A 16157-nucleotide genomic window follows, 5' to 3' on the forward strand; every position below is an offset into this window, starting at 1 on the left:
GCTTGCGATCAATTTGTGATGACGCTTCACATCTGACGGCTGTGGGTCGATGTCGACAGAAGCAAGACGGGGCGTTCAACAGTAATCGCTTGAACCGCCATTCGGCGAGCTCCGCACTGAGGGGCTGATTCCGGCGGGGTCCGGACGTTCAGACACCCAGACTGAGCGTCGGAAAAAATCCCAAAGCCGACAGGTGGGTTCATAGGCGGAGGTCAGCAGGCGATCAGCCGCCGAGTTCACGCTGCCCGGCAAGAAGCAACCGCTGGCGCTCTTGCCAGTTGACGGCTTCGACGACCGGAATCGAAGGTGCTGCTCTCGCGACGCTTGTCTGCCTGTGGCTGTCGGCGTCAAATCGCGCCGGAATGTCTGGTCCTCGAAGCTTTGGAATGGCACTTCCGACCCGGAGCGAAAGCTAGCGCTTCCGAAATGAATCGCTGCAATGCAGTCACTCAACCGCCCAACCGAAGGTGCCTACTCGTCACCTCGGCGCGAAGCGCGGGCAGTTAGCGCACATCCTTCGGTTGCATAGACCACTGCCTAAATCCAATGAAGGCCGCTGCAATGCCACCCAAGACGCAAGCGGAAGCAACAGTGAACCAGAGATTTCGAAGCAACTGAAGATGAGCCGCCAAATCCACGTGCTTGCGTGAATCGCCCAATATGCCATCCATCTCCCGCCCCAAACTCTCAGTGTCGGGATTCAATGCGTGAATCCTGGCGGCGATCTCCTTGCGCTCTTTGCCTGTAACAACACTGGCGACGGCTTCGTTGCTGATCCGGATCATCTCGTTCACCTTCTCAGCGTAGCGGCGATAGGCAGATGCGGCCTTTCGATCCTTGGCCTTTGCTTCAATCCGGTGGACATCAGCTTCGTGGTACTTCTGGAGCGGGACCGTGAAGCCAAGTGCGACCAAGGCAAGCCCACCCAGTGCGAGCAATTCATTAAGCCGATTAGTAGGTGGTGTAAGCATGCGTTCAAGCCTACTCGAAGGCCGTCAATCGTCGAAAGCCGCTTCTGGCCGGCACTTCGAATTCTCAGCGGATACCGACGTCATCCATCTAGCGATTTCGGACCGGATACATGCTCAAGTGCCAGGCCGAGTGACAGCGCCTGACTGATTTGCCTTTGAAGCGCTTTCGGGTTGGGGCACCGGAACTTGAACTCCCGCAGAACCAGGGGGCGCTGCGTTTGCTCTAGGAGATGCGCCCCCCGCGGAGGCCGCGCTGCTCGCTGCCGAGCCTGCGGACAGCTGTGTTGCAGTCGCTGCAACGCTGGTCCCAGTAAGCGCACTGCTGGTCAACGTGAGGACCTTTATCTCGGATGCCGCAATGAGCGATACCGAACGCGCGTCCGGATCATAAAATGCGAAGCGGTCACCGAGCTTGCCGATGAAACGCTGTTTATCAGCATGAGCAAGCCTCGCCGTTGCATCTTTGGTCGGCAGTTCAGAAGTCACGGTCTGATAGCTGGCTCCATCGACCACAGCGCTTCCTTCTGAGCGACCACGGTCGAACGCGACGGGCACCGCCATGATGAGCATAAAGATGATGATGGATCGAGCGCTGTCCGACGGAATTTCGTTGGCAAGCAATGCCGACTTCTTCAGCTGAAAGTAGACCGGGACCGCGACAAGCACTCCCACGACGAGCCACTTGTTCGGCCAGCTAAACATCACCGCAACGGCCAGCAAGACAACGTAAGCTGTTCCGAGAAATGGCAAGGAGTTATTGAGCAGCTTGCCAATGCGCGTGTTGGCGCCGGCACCCGGCTCTAGCCGCGGCGACATCAGCTCGCCCAGCAGCGCTCCTACGGCAAGGGCTATCAGTCCCGTCATGACGGGGTAGACCGCCGCCTTGACGATGTCGCTGATTCCGATGTAGTCCAGCACGTTGATTCCGAAGGTTCCCCAGTAGCCCCAGAGATAGAGGGTGGAGACCGCAAGTGCGTAAGGCGCGAGCCAGAACTTGACGGACAGAAGTGTGGAGGAAGTCAATTCAGAGGTAGGGGGCGACGTGGTCATGTGTCTTGTAGTTCGTTTGCGCGGGGTTGTGCCTGCGCTTCGGGCGATTCTTCCCTATGCGCGCCTGCGCACGCTACTAGCGGCGCCCGGAAACTTGGCGGTTAGCATCCCCGAATGAAACCGCCTCTGCGGCCGGCCTGACAGCCCGGCTTGACCCCGCCTCGTAATCTTCAGCTTCGACGTTGCGGCATCGCCACGCTGGAGGTCATGCCAGTAGGGGTGTCGTCGCACTGGGATAGCTGGCTCTCCCGAGGAGCGTCCATCTTCCAGATCGTGGGGATCGGGTTGGCCTTGGCAGGCTTGTTCTACACGGTTATACCGCTTTACCAGAGGGCTGCAGTCGACGAACAGCTGGCGCGCCCAGAGGCAGGGCTGAAAGCGGTTGAGAGTTCCCTGGCCGAGGCAAGGACGGAGACGTACCGGCTCAGCCGTGACAACTACCTACGCAATGCGACACGTGCCGCTGCTGATGAGTGCGCTGACGTGCGCCAAAGCTTCATGACGATTCCGCCCGGAGCACCTGAATCCGAATTCCGCCTTCGGTTGGACGTTGACGTGGTCGAGTGCGTCAATCGTTACCTCGCCCGCGCGGATGAAGTGAAAGTGCTGAACCCTGCTGACTTGGTAGTTTGGCGAGATTGGGCTACGTCCATTGCATCCGACCTCGAAGCGGAGCGGCAGTCTGCTGACGAGAAAGTCGTCGGTGTACGCCAGAAGGCCGCGGCAGACCTATCGGTGCTTGAGTCGCTCGGCGACTTCGCGCGCCGAATCGATGAATTTCTCTCCCGGTACGACGCACTTCGGACCCCGGAGCAACGCCAGGAACGGCTGCACCGACTTTTCGATCAACGGGTCGAAAGGACCCAGACAAGCATCGCGACTTCGTACCGCCAGCGTGCCTCCCTTCTGCTGTTTCGAGACCTTGAGCCTAAGCCCTGGAGGGGTGAGCGACGGATGCGTGAGGAGGCCACGCGGCCACCTGCGCCGGCGTCAGCCGCGAGCCGGCGGACGTGAATGCGGCGATGCGGGGCGCAAGGCAGTTTGGTTCGGTGGCCGCCTAAACCCCCGCCTCAGCCAAGCCCACTGGAGTGAATCTCGCTGCGCAGCAAAATTGTTGGGCTGCTGCTACTTCGGCTACGGCTAACGTCTACATCTTGAAAGATGCTGGTTGACCGCTCAGTGTCCACACTAGTTTGCCGCGGCGTGCTGAAGCTGCAGCTAGAGCTTGTGCGTGGCCTGTCCCGCAGGCGAGTGACTGGTTCCGCGGGTGAAACCGCCGGACGTCGCCGGCGCTGCCCAATGACCGGCGTTCACTATTGCTGCCGTCCAGGACTTACGCGAGGATGACTCAGGTCAGACTGAAGGTGTCGTTGGCCGTCGGCCGGCAGATATGCAGCGGGAGCAGCCTCGCACTCGCCAATAGCTAACTAATGCTGTCGGTCAAGTACCGGTCACTGATTGGCTCTGTTTGTCGTTGGGCCAGCGGCCGGTCCGAAGAGGTCTGGTGACATTAGCGGTGTCGTACGCCCCACCGGTGCATCGCGTCACGGCAAGGGACTCACAAGTCGGCACCAAAGGAAAGCCTCTGTTCATGTAGTCTTTCGACGCGCGATGGAACGGCCCTTTACGCTACGAACTGATAGGGGCAAATCTGCAGAACGATGCCAACGCAGCACTGGAGGATCTCTTCGGGATCGTTGGAGAGGTTGCGAAACGAGATCCTTAGTAGCATCCCTTGGCGAAGCGCGCACATAACGGCGAGTTGCCGCTGCTATAGTTGGTTGCTTCTGGTTACGCTCACTAATCCTCCAACAAGACAGAGCGAAGACACCGGCGACAGCAAGCGGAGGCTGTCAGCAAAGCGCCCAGGGCATCAGCTCGCAGCCGCACGCGGCGCGAGTGGCTTTGCTCTATTCGCTGCGCCTCCGATGGCTGATTGACAGGCAGTCTTCCGAAGCCGAATGAATCAGTCGAATTACAGGCCCAAGTATTTCCTACTCGCGGGAAGCGCATCGGAGTCCGCTGCAGCGACGTCCATCGATCGGGCACACGAGTTCGTACGCGAAGTCACCAAGAAGGTGCTAGAGGCTGGAGATGGATTCGTTGTCTACACCGCCTCTGAGCCGGTCAATGCGGCAAAGCAACCGCTGATCTTTGACTGGACGATCCTCCGTGAGATCGATGTTTGCCATCCTGGTCAGGCGACATCGCCCCGCGTCGTTATCGTCCTGGCTGAGCGGCATCGCCAAGCAAGCATGAACCCCGAACAGCGCGCACTGATCGCGCGTCTCTCGATGCGTGGGCTTGCCAAGGTCGATGTCATCCCCGATGAGGTCGTCACCGGTGGGAACATCGGGGACGCCCAGGCCTCTCACGCATCGGGGATGCTTGCGCTCGGCGGCGGCAAGGGGGTCTCCGATCGAGCCTACAAGATGGTGAAACTGGGCCTGCCGGTCTATCCGATGGATTTGAAGATCGGGGCCAATAGCGAGGACGGTGAAGGCGCGCTGGGTGTGTACAGGAAGTTCATGTCGGCGCCATTGTCCTACCTGAGCCATACCGGCGCAGAGGTCGTCTCCAAAACGCCCGCTCTGTCACTTGAGGAGCCGGCCCTGCCGGTCCCCGAGATCGCGGCGCATGTTGTCGCGATCCTGGAGAACGAGCTTGCGGCCGAGGCATACGCAGCGCCCACGGACGTGTTGGTGCTGACGGCGCTGCCGATCGAACTCAACGCGGCCCGCTTGGCCTTTGGGATCGATGAAGAAACCCCAGCCGCCAAAACCGATATCGGGCAGAACCACTGGCGCGCGCAAGTGCGGACGAACAAGGGCACGCTTGCCACCTGCACGATCGCCACGTTCGGCACCGCTGGCAATGTTGATGCCGCAGCCATCACCGCCACGCTACTGATGGAGTTCAAGCCCAAGCTCGTGGTCATGATCGGCATCGCGGCCGGCATGCGCGAAAAAACCGCACTGGGCGACGTCATCATCGCCGATCGGGTTGTCGCCTATGAAGGGGCGGCGCTGTTGGACGGCGGCAAGACCGAAGCACGGCCCGAGATTTATCGCCCGGAGTTTTCCGTGCAGCAGGACATCGCGAACTACCTCGCCTCAGCCAAGTCCGCCTCCGCACGCATCGATAGCGCGCGCGCGCACCAAGACCTGGTCTTCCCGGAGACCTCGGATGCCGGAGCGGTATCCAAGCGCTTGATGCCGCAGGCCGCAACCATCGGCAGTGGCGAGAAGCTGCTGCGGGATCCTGAAAAGTTCCGGCAGTTGCGTGATCTTCACGGCAAGGTGGAGGTGGCTGAAATGGAGGCCGCCGGTATCTTTGCGGCGTGCGCGCAGCACAGTGTCCCTTCGCTCATCGTTCGTGGCATCAGCGACTTCGGCGATACGAAGAAGGACAACACGTTCCACGATCTGGCGTCCAGAGCCGCAGCCATCGTTGCTGCAGACCTGGTCGTGTTCGGCATAGGCTCCTAGAAGCCATTAGATCTTTTCAACCCGGTCACGCGCGCCGTAGAGCGCCTTTGGGAGGACCACTTTGCCTTTGACAAATACACAACTGCTTTGGTACGACAGCAATGTGCTGCGCCTGACGCAGAAGAAGCGCACCGAGTACCACGAGCAGGTTGATCGCCTGATCAAGGAATTGCGAAAGCAAGTCGAGAACCGCGAAGAACTGAAGGTCACCAAGGTGGTCAAGGCAGGCTCGTTCGCGAAATACACCATCCTGCGCAAGACCAACGACGACGCGGTCGACGTAGACGTGGTGTTCTACATCACCGGCAAGGACGCGAACCACGAGACATTCAAGCAGCTGAGCGACACCATCTACGAGCTGCTGATCGCTATCTATCCGAACAAGAAGGTCGAGGACTTCGAGATCCAACGACGTGCTGCGACCGTCACCTTCGTGGGATCAGGCTTGGCCGTCGACATCGTCCCCTTGATCCAGGATCCAACGCGCCCAGACTACGGTTGGCAGTTCGACATCCAGGACGGCTCCAAGAGCGAAACCTGCGCACCCTGCTCGATCAAGTTTGTCGCCGATCGGAAGAACACCGATACGCACTTCAGAACTTTGGTCCGGATGGGTAAAAGGTGGAAAAACCATCACAAGCCGGCCGGCCTGAAGTCGTTCCACATCGAGCTAATCATGGCGCATCTACTGGAGAAGAACGGCACTGGCGGCAGCATCGAGAAGCGCTTCAGGGACTTCCTTCTCTACATTGCGCAATACGGCTTGAAGGATCGCATCGACTTCGTCGAGAACCGTAGAAGCTCAGCCGTGCAATTCAGCGACCCTGTCGTGATCGTCGACCCTGTCAACAACCGCAACAACGCGGCTTCTCGGATCACAGAGGCAGAGCGACTTGAGATCAAGCAGGCTGCCCACCAGTCGTGGGAAGACGCAGTGCACGCATCAGATGAGGACGACGTGGAACTTTGGAAAGAAGTATTTGGCCCACGCTTCAAAGTGGAGGATGACGAATGAGCGGCACCAGCAGCATTACCAAGACCTTCACCTTCACGCAGGAGGATGTCGCCAAGGTTGTCCGTCGATTCACGTCGGACTTGAGAATGATCGCGGAGAGCTCTAAGAGCATGACCGAGGCCGAGGCCGCTAAGTACGGCCATGACGTCGAGTACCTCGCCCAACGGGGATACCTCAAGATGGTCGATGTCACCCTTCTGAGTGCTGATGCGGAAGTGAAGGCCGTCCAGTACGTCGTCCAAGTAGGGAGCAACGATCTCACCCCATCCAAGCCCGGCGGCGTTCTTTGGCCGGAGGTGAACCAGCCATTCTTGCGGATCATCCTGAGCTACACCAACGACTACACCGCGGCGGTGAAGGAGAAGACTCTCCCGAACCTCAAGCTCGGCTGGGTTCCAACGGATGCAAGCACCGCCCACGTATCCCTCAAAGAATCCGGTGGGCGCGACTACAGCAGCAATGCGTTCGGTGTGACGCGAAAGGATTTCACATGAGCACCTCTGTCTTCGAAAGCAAGACCCCCCTGCCCGACCCAGACATCACCGCTCGCACGAAGGGGTTGCTTGGCTTCGAGAGCCTATATCTCAGGGTAAGCAAGCAGTTGCAGTTGCTTATCAATCTCGACCGTGTTGAGGCCTGGAGCAAGCAGCACCATGGCAAGCGCTTGGCGCTGGTGGATGTGCTTCGAGATCAGTACCCGTTTGCCATCTTCTACGGCGACGTCGGCACCGGCAAGTCGGCCATGGCCGAAGCGATCGGCAATCGCATTGCCAAGGACGCGAAGATCGAAGACTCGATGCTCTTCAAGCTAAGCAATCGCGTGCGCGGAACCGGCAGCGTTGGCGAAATGGGGACATTGATCTCCGAGGCTTTCGCTGAGATCAAGAAGTCCATTGGCAAGGATCGCCGCGCGATCCTGGTCATCGACGAGGGTGACTCCCTGGCGGCCTCGCGGACCCAGGAGCATAGCCATCACGAGGACAAGGTAGCGGTGAACACGCTCATCCAGGCCATCGATGAGCTGCGGTCCAGTAAGGGCCGGATCTTCACGATCCTGTGCACGAACCGGATGTCTGTTCTTGACCCCGCCATCCAGCGCCGAGCTGCGGTGGTCGAGCATTTCCGCCGGCCCAATGCTGGGCAGCGAAAAGACCTTTTCGACATGGATCTGGCGGACCTAGGCCTGACGCCGCCCCAGATCGCATCGCTCGTGGCTTCGACGGGCGCGTTGGCCGGTAAACCCTCTTGGACCTACTCCGACATTCGGACGCGCCTTTACCCGGCGGCCGTTGCGCTGGCCTTCCCTGAGACTGGCCTCACGTTCGCGCACTTCGAGCACGCGCTGCTGGTGACGTCGCCATCACCAGCGCTGGCCGATTGACAGCGTTCGGCAGCCACAACTGGAACAGGAGAGCCCATGACCACTAAGCAGGAAGTCTTCATCTCCGTCGACGTCGAAACCGCCGGCCCCATCCCCGGCGAATACAGCATGCTCACGCTGGGTGCTTGCTGCGTGGATGATCCGAGCAGGACGTTCTCGTGTTCGATCAAACCGATCAGCGACAAGTTCGTGCCGGAGGCTTTGGAGGTCACCGGCCTGTCGCTGCAAACGCTCGCCAAGGATGGGCTTCCGCCCGATGTTGCAATGCTGAATTTCGCCGCGTGGGTTGGCTCGCAGTGCACGCAGTGGGAACTCCCGGTCTTCGTTGGCCTCAACGCTCCGTTCGACTGGTCGTTCGTCAACTACTACTTCCATCGTTTCACCGGCTCAAACCCCTTTGGTTTCACGGCGGTGGACATCAAGGCGCTGTACATGGGCGCCACAGGCAGTACGTGGCAGGACACGCGATCCAGCGCCATGGCTCGCAGGTTGAATCCGACTCTCCAGGGCGACCATGACGCCTTGCATGACGCGCTGTACCAAGCGGAGCTCTTCCGTCTCGTACTCAAGTTGACTCAGCCCTAATCGGCATCAGCTCGGTACAGCTTAGCCGTCGCACCTCGCCTTTGTCTTCCAGGACCGCCCCCAACGACAGGAGTCCATCGAGTGTCGGGTCTGGGGGGTAGCGGACACACGAATGGTTGCTCGTCGAATGGCGGGAGCTGATCCCATCGGTCGTTTGAACTACCGATCGCGATTGACTCTCTTCAGCCTGAACCTGCCCATCAAATGTTGATAGGTGGGTCAGCAGCGGCTGCGGCCGGTCGGCTGGATCAAACTGACTGGCCGCTTTCGTCGATAGCCGCCCCTCAGTCGATTAGAGCCAGCAGACCGCTATCGGCTTAGTTCTGACGGTCGAGGAACTTTTGCTGTAGGTACATGCTGCCTCTAACGGCTGAAGACCGACCGGCCCCTATGGGTCAATTTGGGCCAGGTGCCTAGCCTACAGGAACGCCAGCTCCTAGCCTCAAGCCGATGCTCGGTATCAGTCGCTGGGCCTTAAAGCCGGGCGGCCGCGACCAAGGTCGCCAAACTGGTGTCTAGGGCCTGCGCGATTTGGGCTGCGAGTACAAGCCCCACGTTCTGCCCGCCGCGCTCGACGCTGCTCACGTAGGAGCGGTCGATTCCCGCCTCGTGGGCCAAGGCTTCCTGAGACAGGCCAAGACTCAGCCGACGTTCTCGGACAGCTGCGCCGAACGCCAACAGTGTTGGTGTTTGAGCGTGACGAGGAGACTTGCGCGGCATCCATAAATGGTTTGCTATTGACGTCAATAGCACCACGGACGATCATCCACATTCTACGGTTTTTGTACGAACGCGGTGCGCGGCACAGATCGAGGTGGCCGAGCTGCTTCGAGTGCCTTTTCTGTTGCATACGGAGGGGCGCGTTGTGGCTCGGGCTGCAGTCCGAGCTGCTGCTCGATCTGAACTGGCCGCCTTGGCTTTAGCCCTATCTGTCTGACCCTGCCTGGAGGGATATCCCATGCTCAAGAAACTACCCCCGGTCTTTTTCCGCATACGCACCGCGCTGATGCGCAGCGGTCGTTCCTCCCATGACGCGGACGACCTTGTGCAGGAGGCTTGGGTTCGCCTGGCTTGCTATGAAGACGCGCAGGTGGTTGCCAAACCTGAGGCTTTCATGATGCGAACGGCTCTGAATCTGTCCATTGATGCTCATCGGTCCAGCGTCTGCCACGGCGAACAGTTGATGGTGGATGAGGTGGTCCTGCTCGACACAGCTCCTGGCACTGAGGCGATCGTGCTGGCTCGGGAGCGCATGGCGCGTTTAAGCCTTGGATTAGGGCGCTTGACTGAGAAGACCCGGGACATTTTTCTGTCACACCGGATCGATGGTTTGACCTACCAAGAGATTGCCCAGAATCATGGCTTGAGCATCAGCACGGTGGAAAAGCATGTCGCCAAGGCCACCCTGCAGCTGACTTGCTGGATGGAAGGTTGGTAGTGGTTGCTGAGTTTGATGGGGAGCCCGGTAGGGCAGGGGGGGTGGGTAGTGGGCGAGACGAGTTGGCTGCAGAAGCCGGGGATCGGCTTCCGCCATTGGTGTCGGCTGACATCGCTGCCGAAGCTGCTGTGTGGATCGCCCGATTGCATGGCCCCAGCCGCACGCCAGCTATGGTGCGCGAGTGCTTGGCTTGGCAGGCCCAGTCACCCTCGCATCGGCTTGCTTTCGAGCGGTGCACAGAGACATGGCAGGAGGTTGCGAATCTCAGTCTCAGTGCGTATGCCAACACCTTGAGCAGTGCCAAAAGGGTTCCACCACAAAGAGTGAGAGTCACCAGGCCTATGCAGTGGGCCTTGGCAGGGGTTTTCCTGGTGCTGGCCTCCGTGCTGGTTTTGGCGCTGCAGCCTTGGCGCACTGGAGAGGTGTACGCCACGGGAGTGGGGGAGCACCGGGTGGTGATGCTGCAGGACGGCAGTCGCATGTCTCTGAACACCGCCACCAAAGTTCGGGCACGTCTGAGTTCGTCTCAGCGGCTCGTTGACGTCGAGTCCGGGGAGGCGCTGTTCGAAGTGGCCAAGGACGCAAGTCGCCCCTTCCTGGTGACGGCGGGCGAGACTGAGGTCAAGGCGACGGGAACGTCGTTTCTCGTGCGCTTGCAGTCGAGCAGTCAGGAGGTCAGCACCTCGCTCGAAGTGACTTTGATCGAGGGGCAGGTTGTCTTGCGGCCTCAGGCAGGTCTGGTGGGCGTAGCGGCGGGTGCTGATCCGGTCGTGATGACTGCTGGGGAACGTGTGCGCGTTGATGGCGCAATGGCCGCTTCAGGGGTCTCCAAGGTGCGAGTTGAAGGGCCAGGCCTGGACCGAGCTGTGGCCTGGACACGTGGTGAGGCCTCGTTTGACGATGTCACCCTCAATGAGGCCGTGGCCGAGATGAACCGCTACAGCTCGAAGCCCATCGTGATCGTCCATGCCGACAGGCTCAAGGCGCTGCGAGTCAGTGGCCTGTTCAGGACCGCTGACAGTGCAAACTTTGCGCGCGCGGTGGCGGCGCTGCATGGCTTGGACGTCAGGGACCACTCTGATAGTTTGGAGCTGGCTCCCCGCTAAAGCGCTGCTGTAGCAGTGGCAGGGCAGGGAAGAGGCGGCCCGCTCCCGTGTCAGCAGATGGGGGCTTCAATGCCTTCATGCGATGCATGAACGCGCCCCCGTGCCGGACAGGCCTTTGGCCAGACCGGCACCGCTGACACCCGCCACGCCCGATGCCAGGCCGCCGGAGCCCGTTCCGGCCGACTTGATGTCGTGCCTGGGAGGCCAAACGTGCACTGGGCTCAAAAGGGCCCGGATACGGTCCGGATATGGTCCGCTTTTGGTCCGGATACGGTCCGGATACGGTTCGCTTACGGTCCGGTTTTGGTCCGGATACGGTCCAGATACGGTCCGGATACGGTCCGGATATGGTCCGGTTTCGGCCCACATCCGCCAGGTTGCTGTCGGTTGGCTAGCGACCAAGCTCGCCGCGTGCTCGGAAAGTTAGGCATTGGCGATGACTTGAGCTCGAATTTCAGCGCTTGGCCGCAACTTTGAAGATCAAGAACAGTAGAGAAAGCTGAGTGCAGGATAGGCTAGCTGCCAGCATTTGGATGCCAATCTTGCCTTTCCGCGCGCTGCTGTGGTTTGGGGTTTTGGCGGACCCGGGCGCTATGTTGATCTGATGGATTTAGAACGCAGGTTTAGGCTGGTTGCAGCCAATTGGATTCGGCAATCGTGGGGCAGCAATGTGCCCAAAGCCGAAAATCACCGAGCTACAGGAACCGGCTGTCTGCCGACTTCGAGTTTGGCGCCTGAGGTCCAGTGAGAATGACAGCAGTGCAGCGCTGGCTGTCGTTCCGCTGTGCCTCTCAGGAGATGGACCGAACGAAAAAATCATAACGGTCCTGGATGTGTGCTTCCTTGAAGACACCATTGATTGCTTGTCGGAGAAATACCTCCAGGTCACGTTGCGTGAGTATTAATACAAAGCCCGCCCGGTTCTTATTGGCAACATTTCCAACATGCCGCAAATATGAGTCTTTAATCTCATTGCCTCGAAAAGCGAGAACACCAAACTTTCCAAATGTTTCGCTGAAATAGTAGTTGACTTGATGAAAATCATCTGCAGACAACTCCTCATAGTTCTTGCATTCAAAGACTACTTGAGTCGCACCGTACTTTGTTCGCACTACGTCCCAGAAGCCATCGCTGGCTCGATTTGATGCAATCCAGTCTCGAATTTGCGATCCGTCTATCGTGCGGGCCTTAGGCTGGATGTTCGTAAGGGAGCGGAAGAAGCAAAGTTTCACCACCTGGCCCACGATCTCTTCGAATTCTTTCGCCCCTGCATGACCCAGCGGTAGAGTTTTTAGATCTTCCAGCGTTTTCTTGAGCTCTTCCTTGTATTGGTCAAAGCGGTAATTCTCGGGGAGATCCTCAAGAATGCCTTCATGTTTAAGAGGCGTATCCTCGGAAACCTTTTGGATGAGAATACTTCTAAGATTCAGGGCCGGTTGGTAAGTTGGGTGGACGACGAAGTGGGTTGCTTGGTCGATGGGAAGTTTGGCGTTAGAGTCTTTGCCGGGTTCCTTGAAAATCGTTCGACCCGATCGACGAAGTCCCATGAAACCGATTCCGTAGAGCAATTCGACGAGACGGCTCGCGGTTGTGTAGTCGAAAAACCAGGTCGCGCAGTGCTTCTTTATCTTGTCGTTGACGATGAGTTTGGCAATGAAATCCTCCAATCCAAGCAGAGAGTACTCGTTTCCTAGCCCATAAAAAAGCTCGAGCAGCACGCTAATATTGGGATAGTTCTCAGCAAACTCGTCGCCAAGATCCTTCAGCCGGCTGGTGCTATATCGCTTGGCGGCAGCCTCCACATCAGCGATTTGAATAATTTGATGACTGCTATTCACTGCGGACTCAATGGCGTAACTAACCAACATCAAAATGTCTCGAGGACGGTGCTGGCATAGTGACATCACGGCGCTTCGACTGCTTCTGTCTGGCGTCTCTTCGAAAAAGCAGTTCCAAGCATCCCCTCCCAGTTTCGGCTTGGTTGGAAGCGCGCGAACGATGCGACGTTCCACAAGCTCGATTAACTTTTGCTCGGACCAATCTAGAAATACTACGGCTGTCTCGAGCCGCGAGAACTCGTTGTCTATTGCCCGAATTCGGTCATAGATATTTTCCCGAATAAAGATGTACGGGCGGACCGCTGGATACGAAGCACTCAGTCGAACAGTTGCATGCATCAGAGCCATTAGGCAAACTATGGCGGACTCAGATCCATCCCAAGATTCATCTAGACGGTCTACAAGAAGAGTAAAGTGATAATTCGATTGAGCGCTTATGGATTGAAGTTCAGCGCCCAGTTCCTTGCTCCGATTTATTTGACGAAGCCACAGCTTGTCTTGGGATTTTGAGTAGGCGTCAAATATTTCTTGAGTAAGGCTCAGCACCCGCTGATCAAAGTCGCAGTCTTCAATGAGATTGCGCTCCTTGGTGACAGTTGTCGGCAAAGCCTTATTCTTAAATCGTTGAGTTGCAAAAAGATGGCGGAAGCACTCATCGAGAAGTGCGCGCTCAAAGGTGTGCATGAGCGACTTAAATGGGCGCTGTCGAGTATCCCGAAACTCTTCGTGTGCAAAAGGTAGCTGCAGCAGGTCGAAAATCTGGGGAACGATCGGGATCGCATCGGCGGTGCGGCGGAGTAACTCATATGTGATCGCCGTCTTTCCAGCACCCCTTCGCCCCACGAAGAAGCACTTCTGCGCAGTTTGGTCGAGGGCGGCCAGCGCCGCTGGCGTCGAGACGAAGAGTTCGGGCTCGTCCCGGATGAGGTCGTACTCAGCGAATGCCTGGCCGATGTGAATGCGCTCCAAAGCGCGCTTTGGAAGGACGAACTTGGTGCTCATTGTTTGCCTTGTCGATCGGTGACCTGGCAAACGTGCGCTTGGCCGCTTGCCTCCCTTGTAGAGCAGGCTATCAGGTCCGTTGCCTCTAGACATTAGGGCGACCCTCAGGCTCCGCTCAGGGCATCCGCATTTCGACAATCACTGCCGCGTTTTCATCGGAAGGCGGCCGGCAAAGCTATTGGTTGACATGCATGTGGCAAATGACGGCATTCGGCGACTCCTGCTGCCGTCTGATCAATTTCGGCTTCGGGCACATTCCTGAAGCTCAATTCAACAGCCTCGTCAGCCGCTTTGTGCCCAAAGCCGAAATTCTCGGAACTTGAGCAATAAGCTGCTTGCAGACGCTCAACTTGGGCGGTTCAGGAGCCAGTTGGCAGGCCACTAGGTTCAACTAGGCGGCCACCATCAGCTTCGCAACGCGAAATGTTCATGTCCAGCCCATTGTCTCTGCGCCTTCCCACACCCTCCAGGTAGTGTTCGAACGGCATGAGCCTATATCGCATGACTGGAGATCCCGCTGGCACAGCCCTTACCGCGGGCCTTTCGCCGTTGACCATCCCCGTCCCAACGCCCCAATTGCCGTCCTTGGCGATAGCCGTCGCTTGTTCCCAGACCGACCAACTGTCGAACTCAATGTGGTTTGGCGGACGATAGACAAAATGATCTGTCCAAGAGCCGTCGGAATTGGGAAAGCGGACCAGGATGGCGCGAAGTTCGTTGGGGTGAGCTGTAAAGAACTCGAATACCGCCTGGGAAGAGCTCGTTCGCCCAGTAAGTTTCTGGCCGCCACCGCCGACGGAATACGCCGTGACAGTCTGAACAGAAATGAAATTGCGATCAACGCCAATTGGGACGCACAACTGCGCAATAACTCTGACCGCTGCAGGTACCGCATCTCCCTGAATTGGCCCGTGTGTCACCGGCTGAGCACATCCGGCTAGGGCCAAGACCGTGCAGGCCACGGCCGAAATTGACATTTTCATTCCGAATCCCCGATCTGAGAGCGTCAGCACCCCCATGCCGACCATCGTAGCTTTCCCATGTGCGCACGGTGCCGCCCTTCGACATCTATCTCGGATTTCCGCTTTGGGCACATTGCGGCCACATGCTTGGCGGATCCATGCGCCTACAACCAGCCCAAAGGTGCGTCTTCCGAGGCTGGTTAGTACGAGTCAGTACAGGCAAGCAAAGTGGGCAGTAGGAATCGGCACGGATGATCAATGAGGCCGAAAGCCCCAAGCTTTGTCCCTGTGAAGCTGGTCGGATCGCCTAGGAGATGAGCATTGTGCTCAGTGGATAGAGGCTGGAGGAGCAGCGGGGCGCCACCGCCGAGCTTCGTACACAGGTAAGCAAGTCAGTTGAGCGCCGCAACAAGGCTCGCGAAGAAATCGATAAAGCCCGAAGTTTCGAGCCGCTCAACGCAGAGGGGGCAATTGCCGTCCTACAAGAGACCCTCAAGGTCGCCTACATCCACGATCTGCACATCACAGCGAAGTACGCCAGCCTGATATCGACCAAAGGGACCCGCCCCATGTCTCCAGACTCAGGGCAGCGACTCTCAACGAAGCCTTACGCTAGCTAGCGTGCAAGCTCAGCACAAGCCACCCAGGCAGTCGGTACAGTCGCTGTCGGCTTCGTGCTGACAGCTTGTTTGAAGGGAAGAGCCCATGCCAAAGAACCTGACCACGACCTTGATCCTGTTGATGGTCTTCGGGCTGGCCGTGACGATGATCGCCATCAAGAGCATGAGCGCTGGGCGCCGCAGGGCCAGGGGCGACATTCGCGCGCGCAAGCTGCTAACGAATCGAGAACAGGCAATGTTTCACCGCCTGCAGCAGGCCTTCCCTGAGCACATCGTGCTCACCCAGGTTGCGTTCTCCGCACTAATCACGGCCAAAGACCTACCCACTCGCGCCATCTTCAATCGCAAAGTGGCGGACTTCGTCCTGGCGAGCAAGGCCTTCGACGTCGTGGCGGTCATCGAGCTCGATGACGCCAGCCACCGTGGTCGGGAAGATCATGACCGCGGGCGTGACATCCTGCTGGAGCGCGCGGGCTATCGCGTGATGCGGTTCAAAAACGTACCGGACGTTGAAGCAGTCCAGCTCGCGGTGCGCCCGCCTATCGCAGCGGACCCGGCGCTTCGGGTTTGACGCTGCAGGTAGACGGCGGTTGTCGCATCACAGGGCCACGCCCCCAGCGCGCAGCGTGTTGGCGATAGCCAGTTGGCTCTCGCTATGCCTCTGCACGATGAAAAATTCTGTTTTGGGTTACTATTCTTTC

The 16157-nt window shown here is 58.5% G+C and carries 14 protein-coding genes and 1 pseudogene; 11 read left to right on the forward strand and 4 right to left on the reverse strand.

What is annotated here, in order from left to right:
* Positions 1-503: 503 nt before the first annotated feature.
* Positions 504-971, reverse strand: a complete 468-nt coding sequence (locus ACQY39_RS11920) for a hypothetical protein (RefSeq protein ID WP_428506464.1) — start codon at positions 969-971, stop codon at positions 504-506.
* Positions 972-1085: 114 nt separating this feature from the next.
* Positions 1086-2021, reverse strand: coding sequence for a hypothetical protein (locus ACQY39_RS11925; protein ID WP_428506466.1), 936 nt, complete (start codon positions 2019-2021; stop codon positions 1086-1088).
* 150 nt (positions 2022-2171) lie between these two features.
* Here ACQY39_RS11925 and ACQY39_RS11930 point away from each other — a divergent pair, with 150 nt between their 5' ends.
* The 6 genes from ACQY39_RS11930 (at position 2172) to ACQY39_RS11955 (ending at position 8490) form a co-directional block, all read left to right on the forward strand.
* Positions 2172-3035 (forward strand): hypothetical protein, encoded by an 864-nt coding sequence (locus tag ACQY39_RS11930; protein WP_428506468.1) that lies wholly within the window; start codon positions 2172-2174, stop codon positions 3033-3035.
* Between the two features lie 947 nt (positions 3036-3982).
* The gene (locus ACQY39_RS11935) at positions 3983-5509 is read left to right on the forward strand and encodes a phosphorylase (RefSeq protein WP_428506470.1); all 1527 of its coding nucleotides are present in this window, start codon (positions 3983-3985) and stop codon (positions 5507-5509) included.
* Positions 5510-5570: 61 nt separating this feature from the next.
* Positions 5571-6524, forward strand: coding sequence for a CBASS oligonucleotide cyclase (locus tag ACQY39_RS11940; protein ID WP_428506472.1), 954 nt, complete (start codon positions 5571-5573; stop codon positions 6522-6524).
* A complete protein-coding gene (locus tag ACQY39_RS11945; RefSeq protein WP_428506474.1) occupies positions 6521-7018 on the forward strand; it encodes a hypothetical protein in 498 nt (165 codons plus the stop codon). The genes ACQY39_RS11940 and ACQY39_RS11945 overlap by 4 nt, the downstream gene beginning before the upstream one ends.
* Positions 7015-7905 (forward strand): AAA family ATPase, encoded by an 891-nt coding sequence (locus ACQY39_RS11950; RefSeq protein ID WP_428506476.1) that lies wholly within the window; start codon positions 7015-7017, stop codon positions 7903-7905. The genes ACQY39_RS11945 and ACQY39_RS11950 overlap by 4 nt, the downstream gene beginning before the upstream one ends.
* Positions 7906-7941: 36 nt before the next feature.
* Positions 7942-8490, forward strand: coding sequence for an exonuclease domain-containing protein (locus tag ACQY39_RS11955; protein WP_428506478.1), 549 nt, complete (start codon positions 7942-7944; stop codon positions 8488-8490).
* Between the two features lie 474 nt (positions 8491-8964).
* On the opposite strand, the gene ACQY39_RS11960 is transcribed toward ACQY39_RS11955, so the two are convergent.
* Positions 8965-9210 carry a helix-turn-helix domain-containing protein gene (locus ACQY39_RS11960; protein WP_428506480.1) on the reverse strand — a complete coding sequence of 82 codons (246 nt, stop codon included), beginning with the start codon at positions 9208-9210 and terminating at the stop codon, positions 8965-8967.
* Positions 9211-9448: 238 nt separating this feature from the next.
* Between ACQY39_RS11960 and ACQY39_RS11965 the strand changes: the two genes are divergently transcribed.
* The 3 genes and pseudogenes from ACQY39_RS11965 to ACQY39_RS11975 all read left to right on the forward strand — a co-directional run bounded on the left by ACQY39_RS11965 (position 9449) and on the right by ACQY39_RS11975 (position 11034).
* Entirely contained in the window at positions 9449-9928 is a 480-nt protein-coding gene (locus ACQY39_RS11965) for an RNA polymerase sigma factor (protein ID WP_428506482.1), read from the forward strand.
* A gap of 128 nt (positions 9929-10056) precedes the next feature.
* A pseudogene (locus tag ACQY39_RS11970) lies at positions 10057-10152 on the forward strand (FecR/PupR family sigma factor regulator); the annotation flags it as partial.
* A gap of 117 nt (positions 10153-10269) precedes the next feature.
* The gene (locus ACQY39_RS11975) at positions 10270-11034 is read left to right on the forward strand and encodes a FecR family protein (RefSeq protein WP_428510793.1); all 765 of its coding nucleotides are present in this window, start codon (positions 10270-10272) and stop codon (positions 11032-11034) included.
* A 791-nt stretch (positions 11035-11825) separates the two neighbouring features.
* On the opposite strand, the gene ACQY39_RS11980 is transcribed toward ACQY39_RS11975, so the two are convergent.
* On the reverse strand, positions 11826-13874 hold the full coding sequence (locus ACQY39_RS11980; protein ID WP_428506484.1) for a P-loop ATPase, Sll1717 family: 2049 nt from the start codon (positions 13872-13874) through the stop codon (positions 11826-11828).
* A gap of 200 nt (positions 13875-14074) precedes the next feature.
* Here ACQY39_RS11980 and ACQY39_RS11985 point away from each other — a divergent pair, with 200 nt between their 5' ends.
* Complete coding sequence (locus ACQY39_RS11985; protein WP_428506486.1) at positions 14075-14197, forward strand: hypothetical protein; 123 nt, start codon at positions 14075-14077, stop codon at positions 14195-14197.
* 1344 nt (positions 14198-15541) lie between these two features.
* Positions 15542-16027, forward strand: coding sequence for a DUF2726 domain-containing protein (locus ACQY39_RS11990; protein WP_428506488.1), 486 nt, complete (start codon positions 15542-15544; stop codon positions 16025-16027).
* Positions 16028-16157: the final 130 nt, after the last annotated feature.

This window comes from Roseateles sp. (assembly GCF_965262435.1).
GTDB lineage: Bacteria > Pseudomonadota > Gammaproteobacteria > Burkholderiales > Burkholderiaceae_C > Paucibacter_A.

Coding starts and splice junctions, on each gene's coding strand:
- ACQY39_RS11925 (WP_428506466.1), bottom strand. CDS start 2,021: ATGACCACGTCGCCCCCTACCTCTGAATTGACTTCCTCCACACTTCTG.
- ACQY39_RS11955 (WP_428506478.1), top strand. CDS start 7,942: ATGACCACTAAGCAGGAAGTCTTCATCTCCGTCGACGTCGAAACCGCC.
- ACQY39_RS11990 (WP_428506488.1), top strand. CDS start 15,542: ATGCCAAAGAACCTGACCACGACCTTGATCCTGTTGATGGTCTTCGGG.
- ACQY39_RS11945 (WP_428506474.1), top strand. CDS start 6,521: ATGAGCGGCACCAGCAGCATTACCAAGACCTTCACCTTCACGCAGGAG.
- ACQY39_RS11985 (WP_428506486.1), top strand. CDS start 14,075: ATGACGGCATTCGGCGACTCCTGCTGCCGTCTGATCAATTTCGGCTTC.
- ACQY39_RS11960 (WP_428506480.1), bottom strand. CDS start 9,210: ATGCCGCGCAAGTCTCCTCGTCACGCTCAAACACCAACACTGTTGGCG.
- ACQY39_RS11975 (WP_428510793.1), top strand. CDS start 10,270: ATGCAGTGGGCCTTGGCAGGGGTTTTCCTGGTGCTGGCCTCCGTGCTG.
- ACQY39_RS11935 (WP_428506470.1), top strand. CDS start 3,983: ATGAATCAGTCGAATTACAGGCCCAAGTATTTCCTACTCGCGGGAAGC.
- ACQY39_RS11950 (WP_428506476.1), top strand. CDS start 7,015: ATGAGCACCTCTGTCTTCGAAAGCAAGACCCCCCTGCCCGACCCAGAC.
- ACQY39_RS11980 (WP_428506484.1), bottom strand. CDS start 13,874: ATGAGCACCAAGTTCGTCCTTCCAAAGCGCGCTTTGGAGCGCATTCAC.
- ACQY39_RS11920 (WP_428506464.1), bottom strand. CDS start 971: ATGCTTACACCACCTACTAATCGGCTTAATGAATTGCTCGCACTGGGT.
- ACQY39_RS11965 (WP_428506482.1), top strand. CDS start 9,449: ATGCTCAAGAAACTACCCCCGGTCTTTTTCCGCATACGCACCGCGCTG.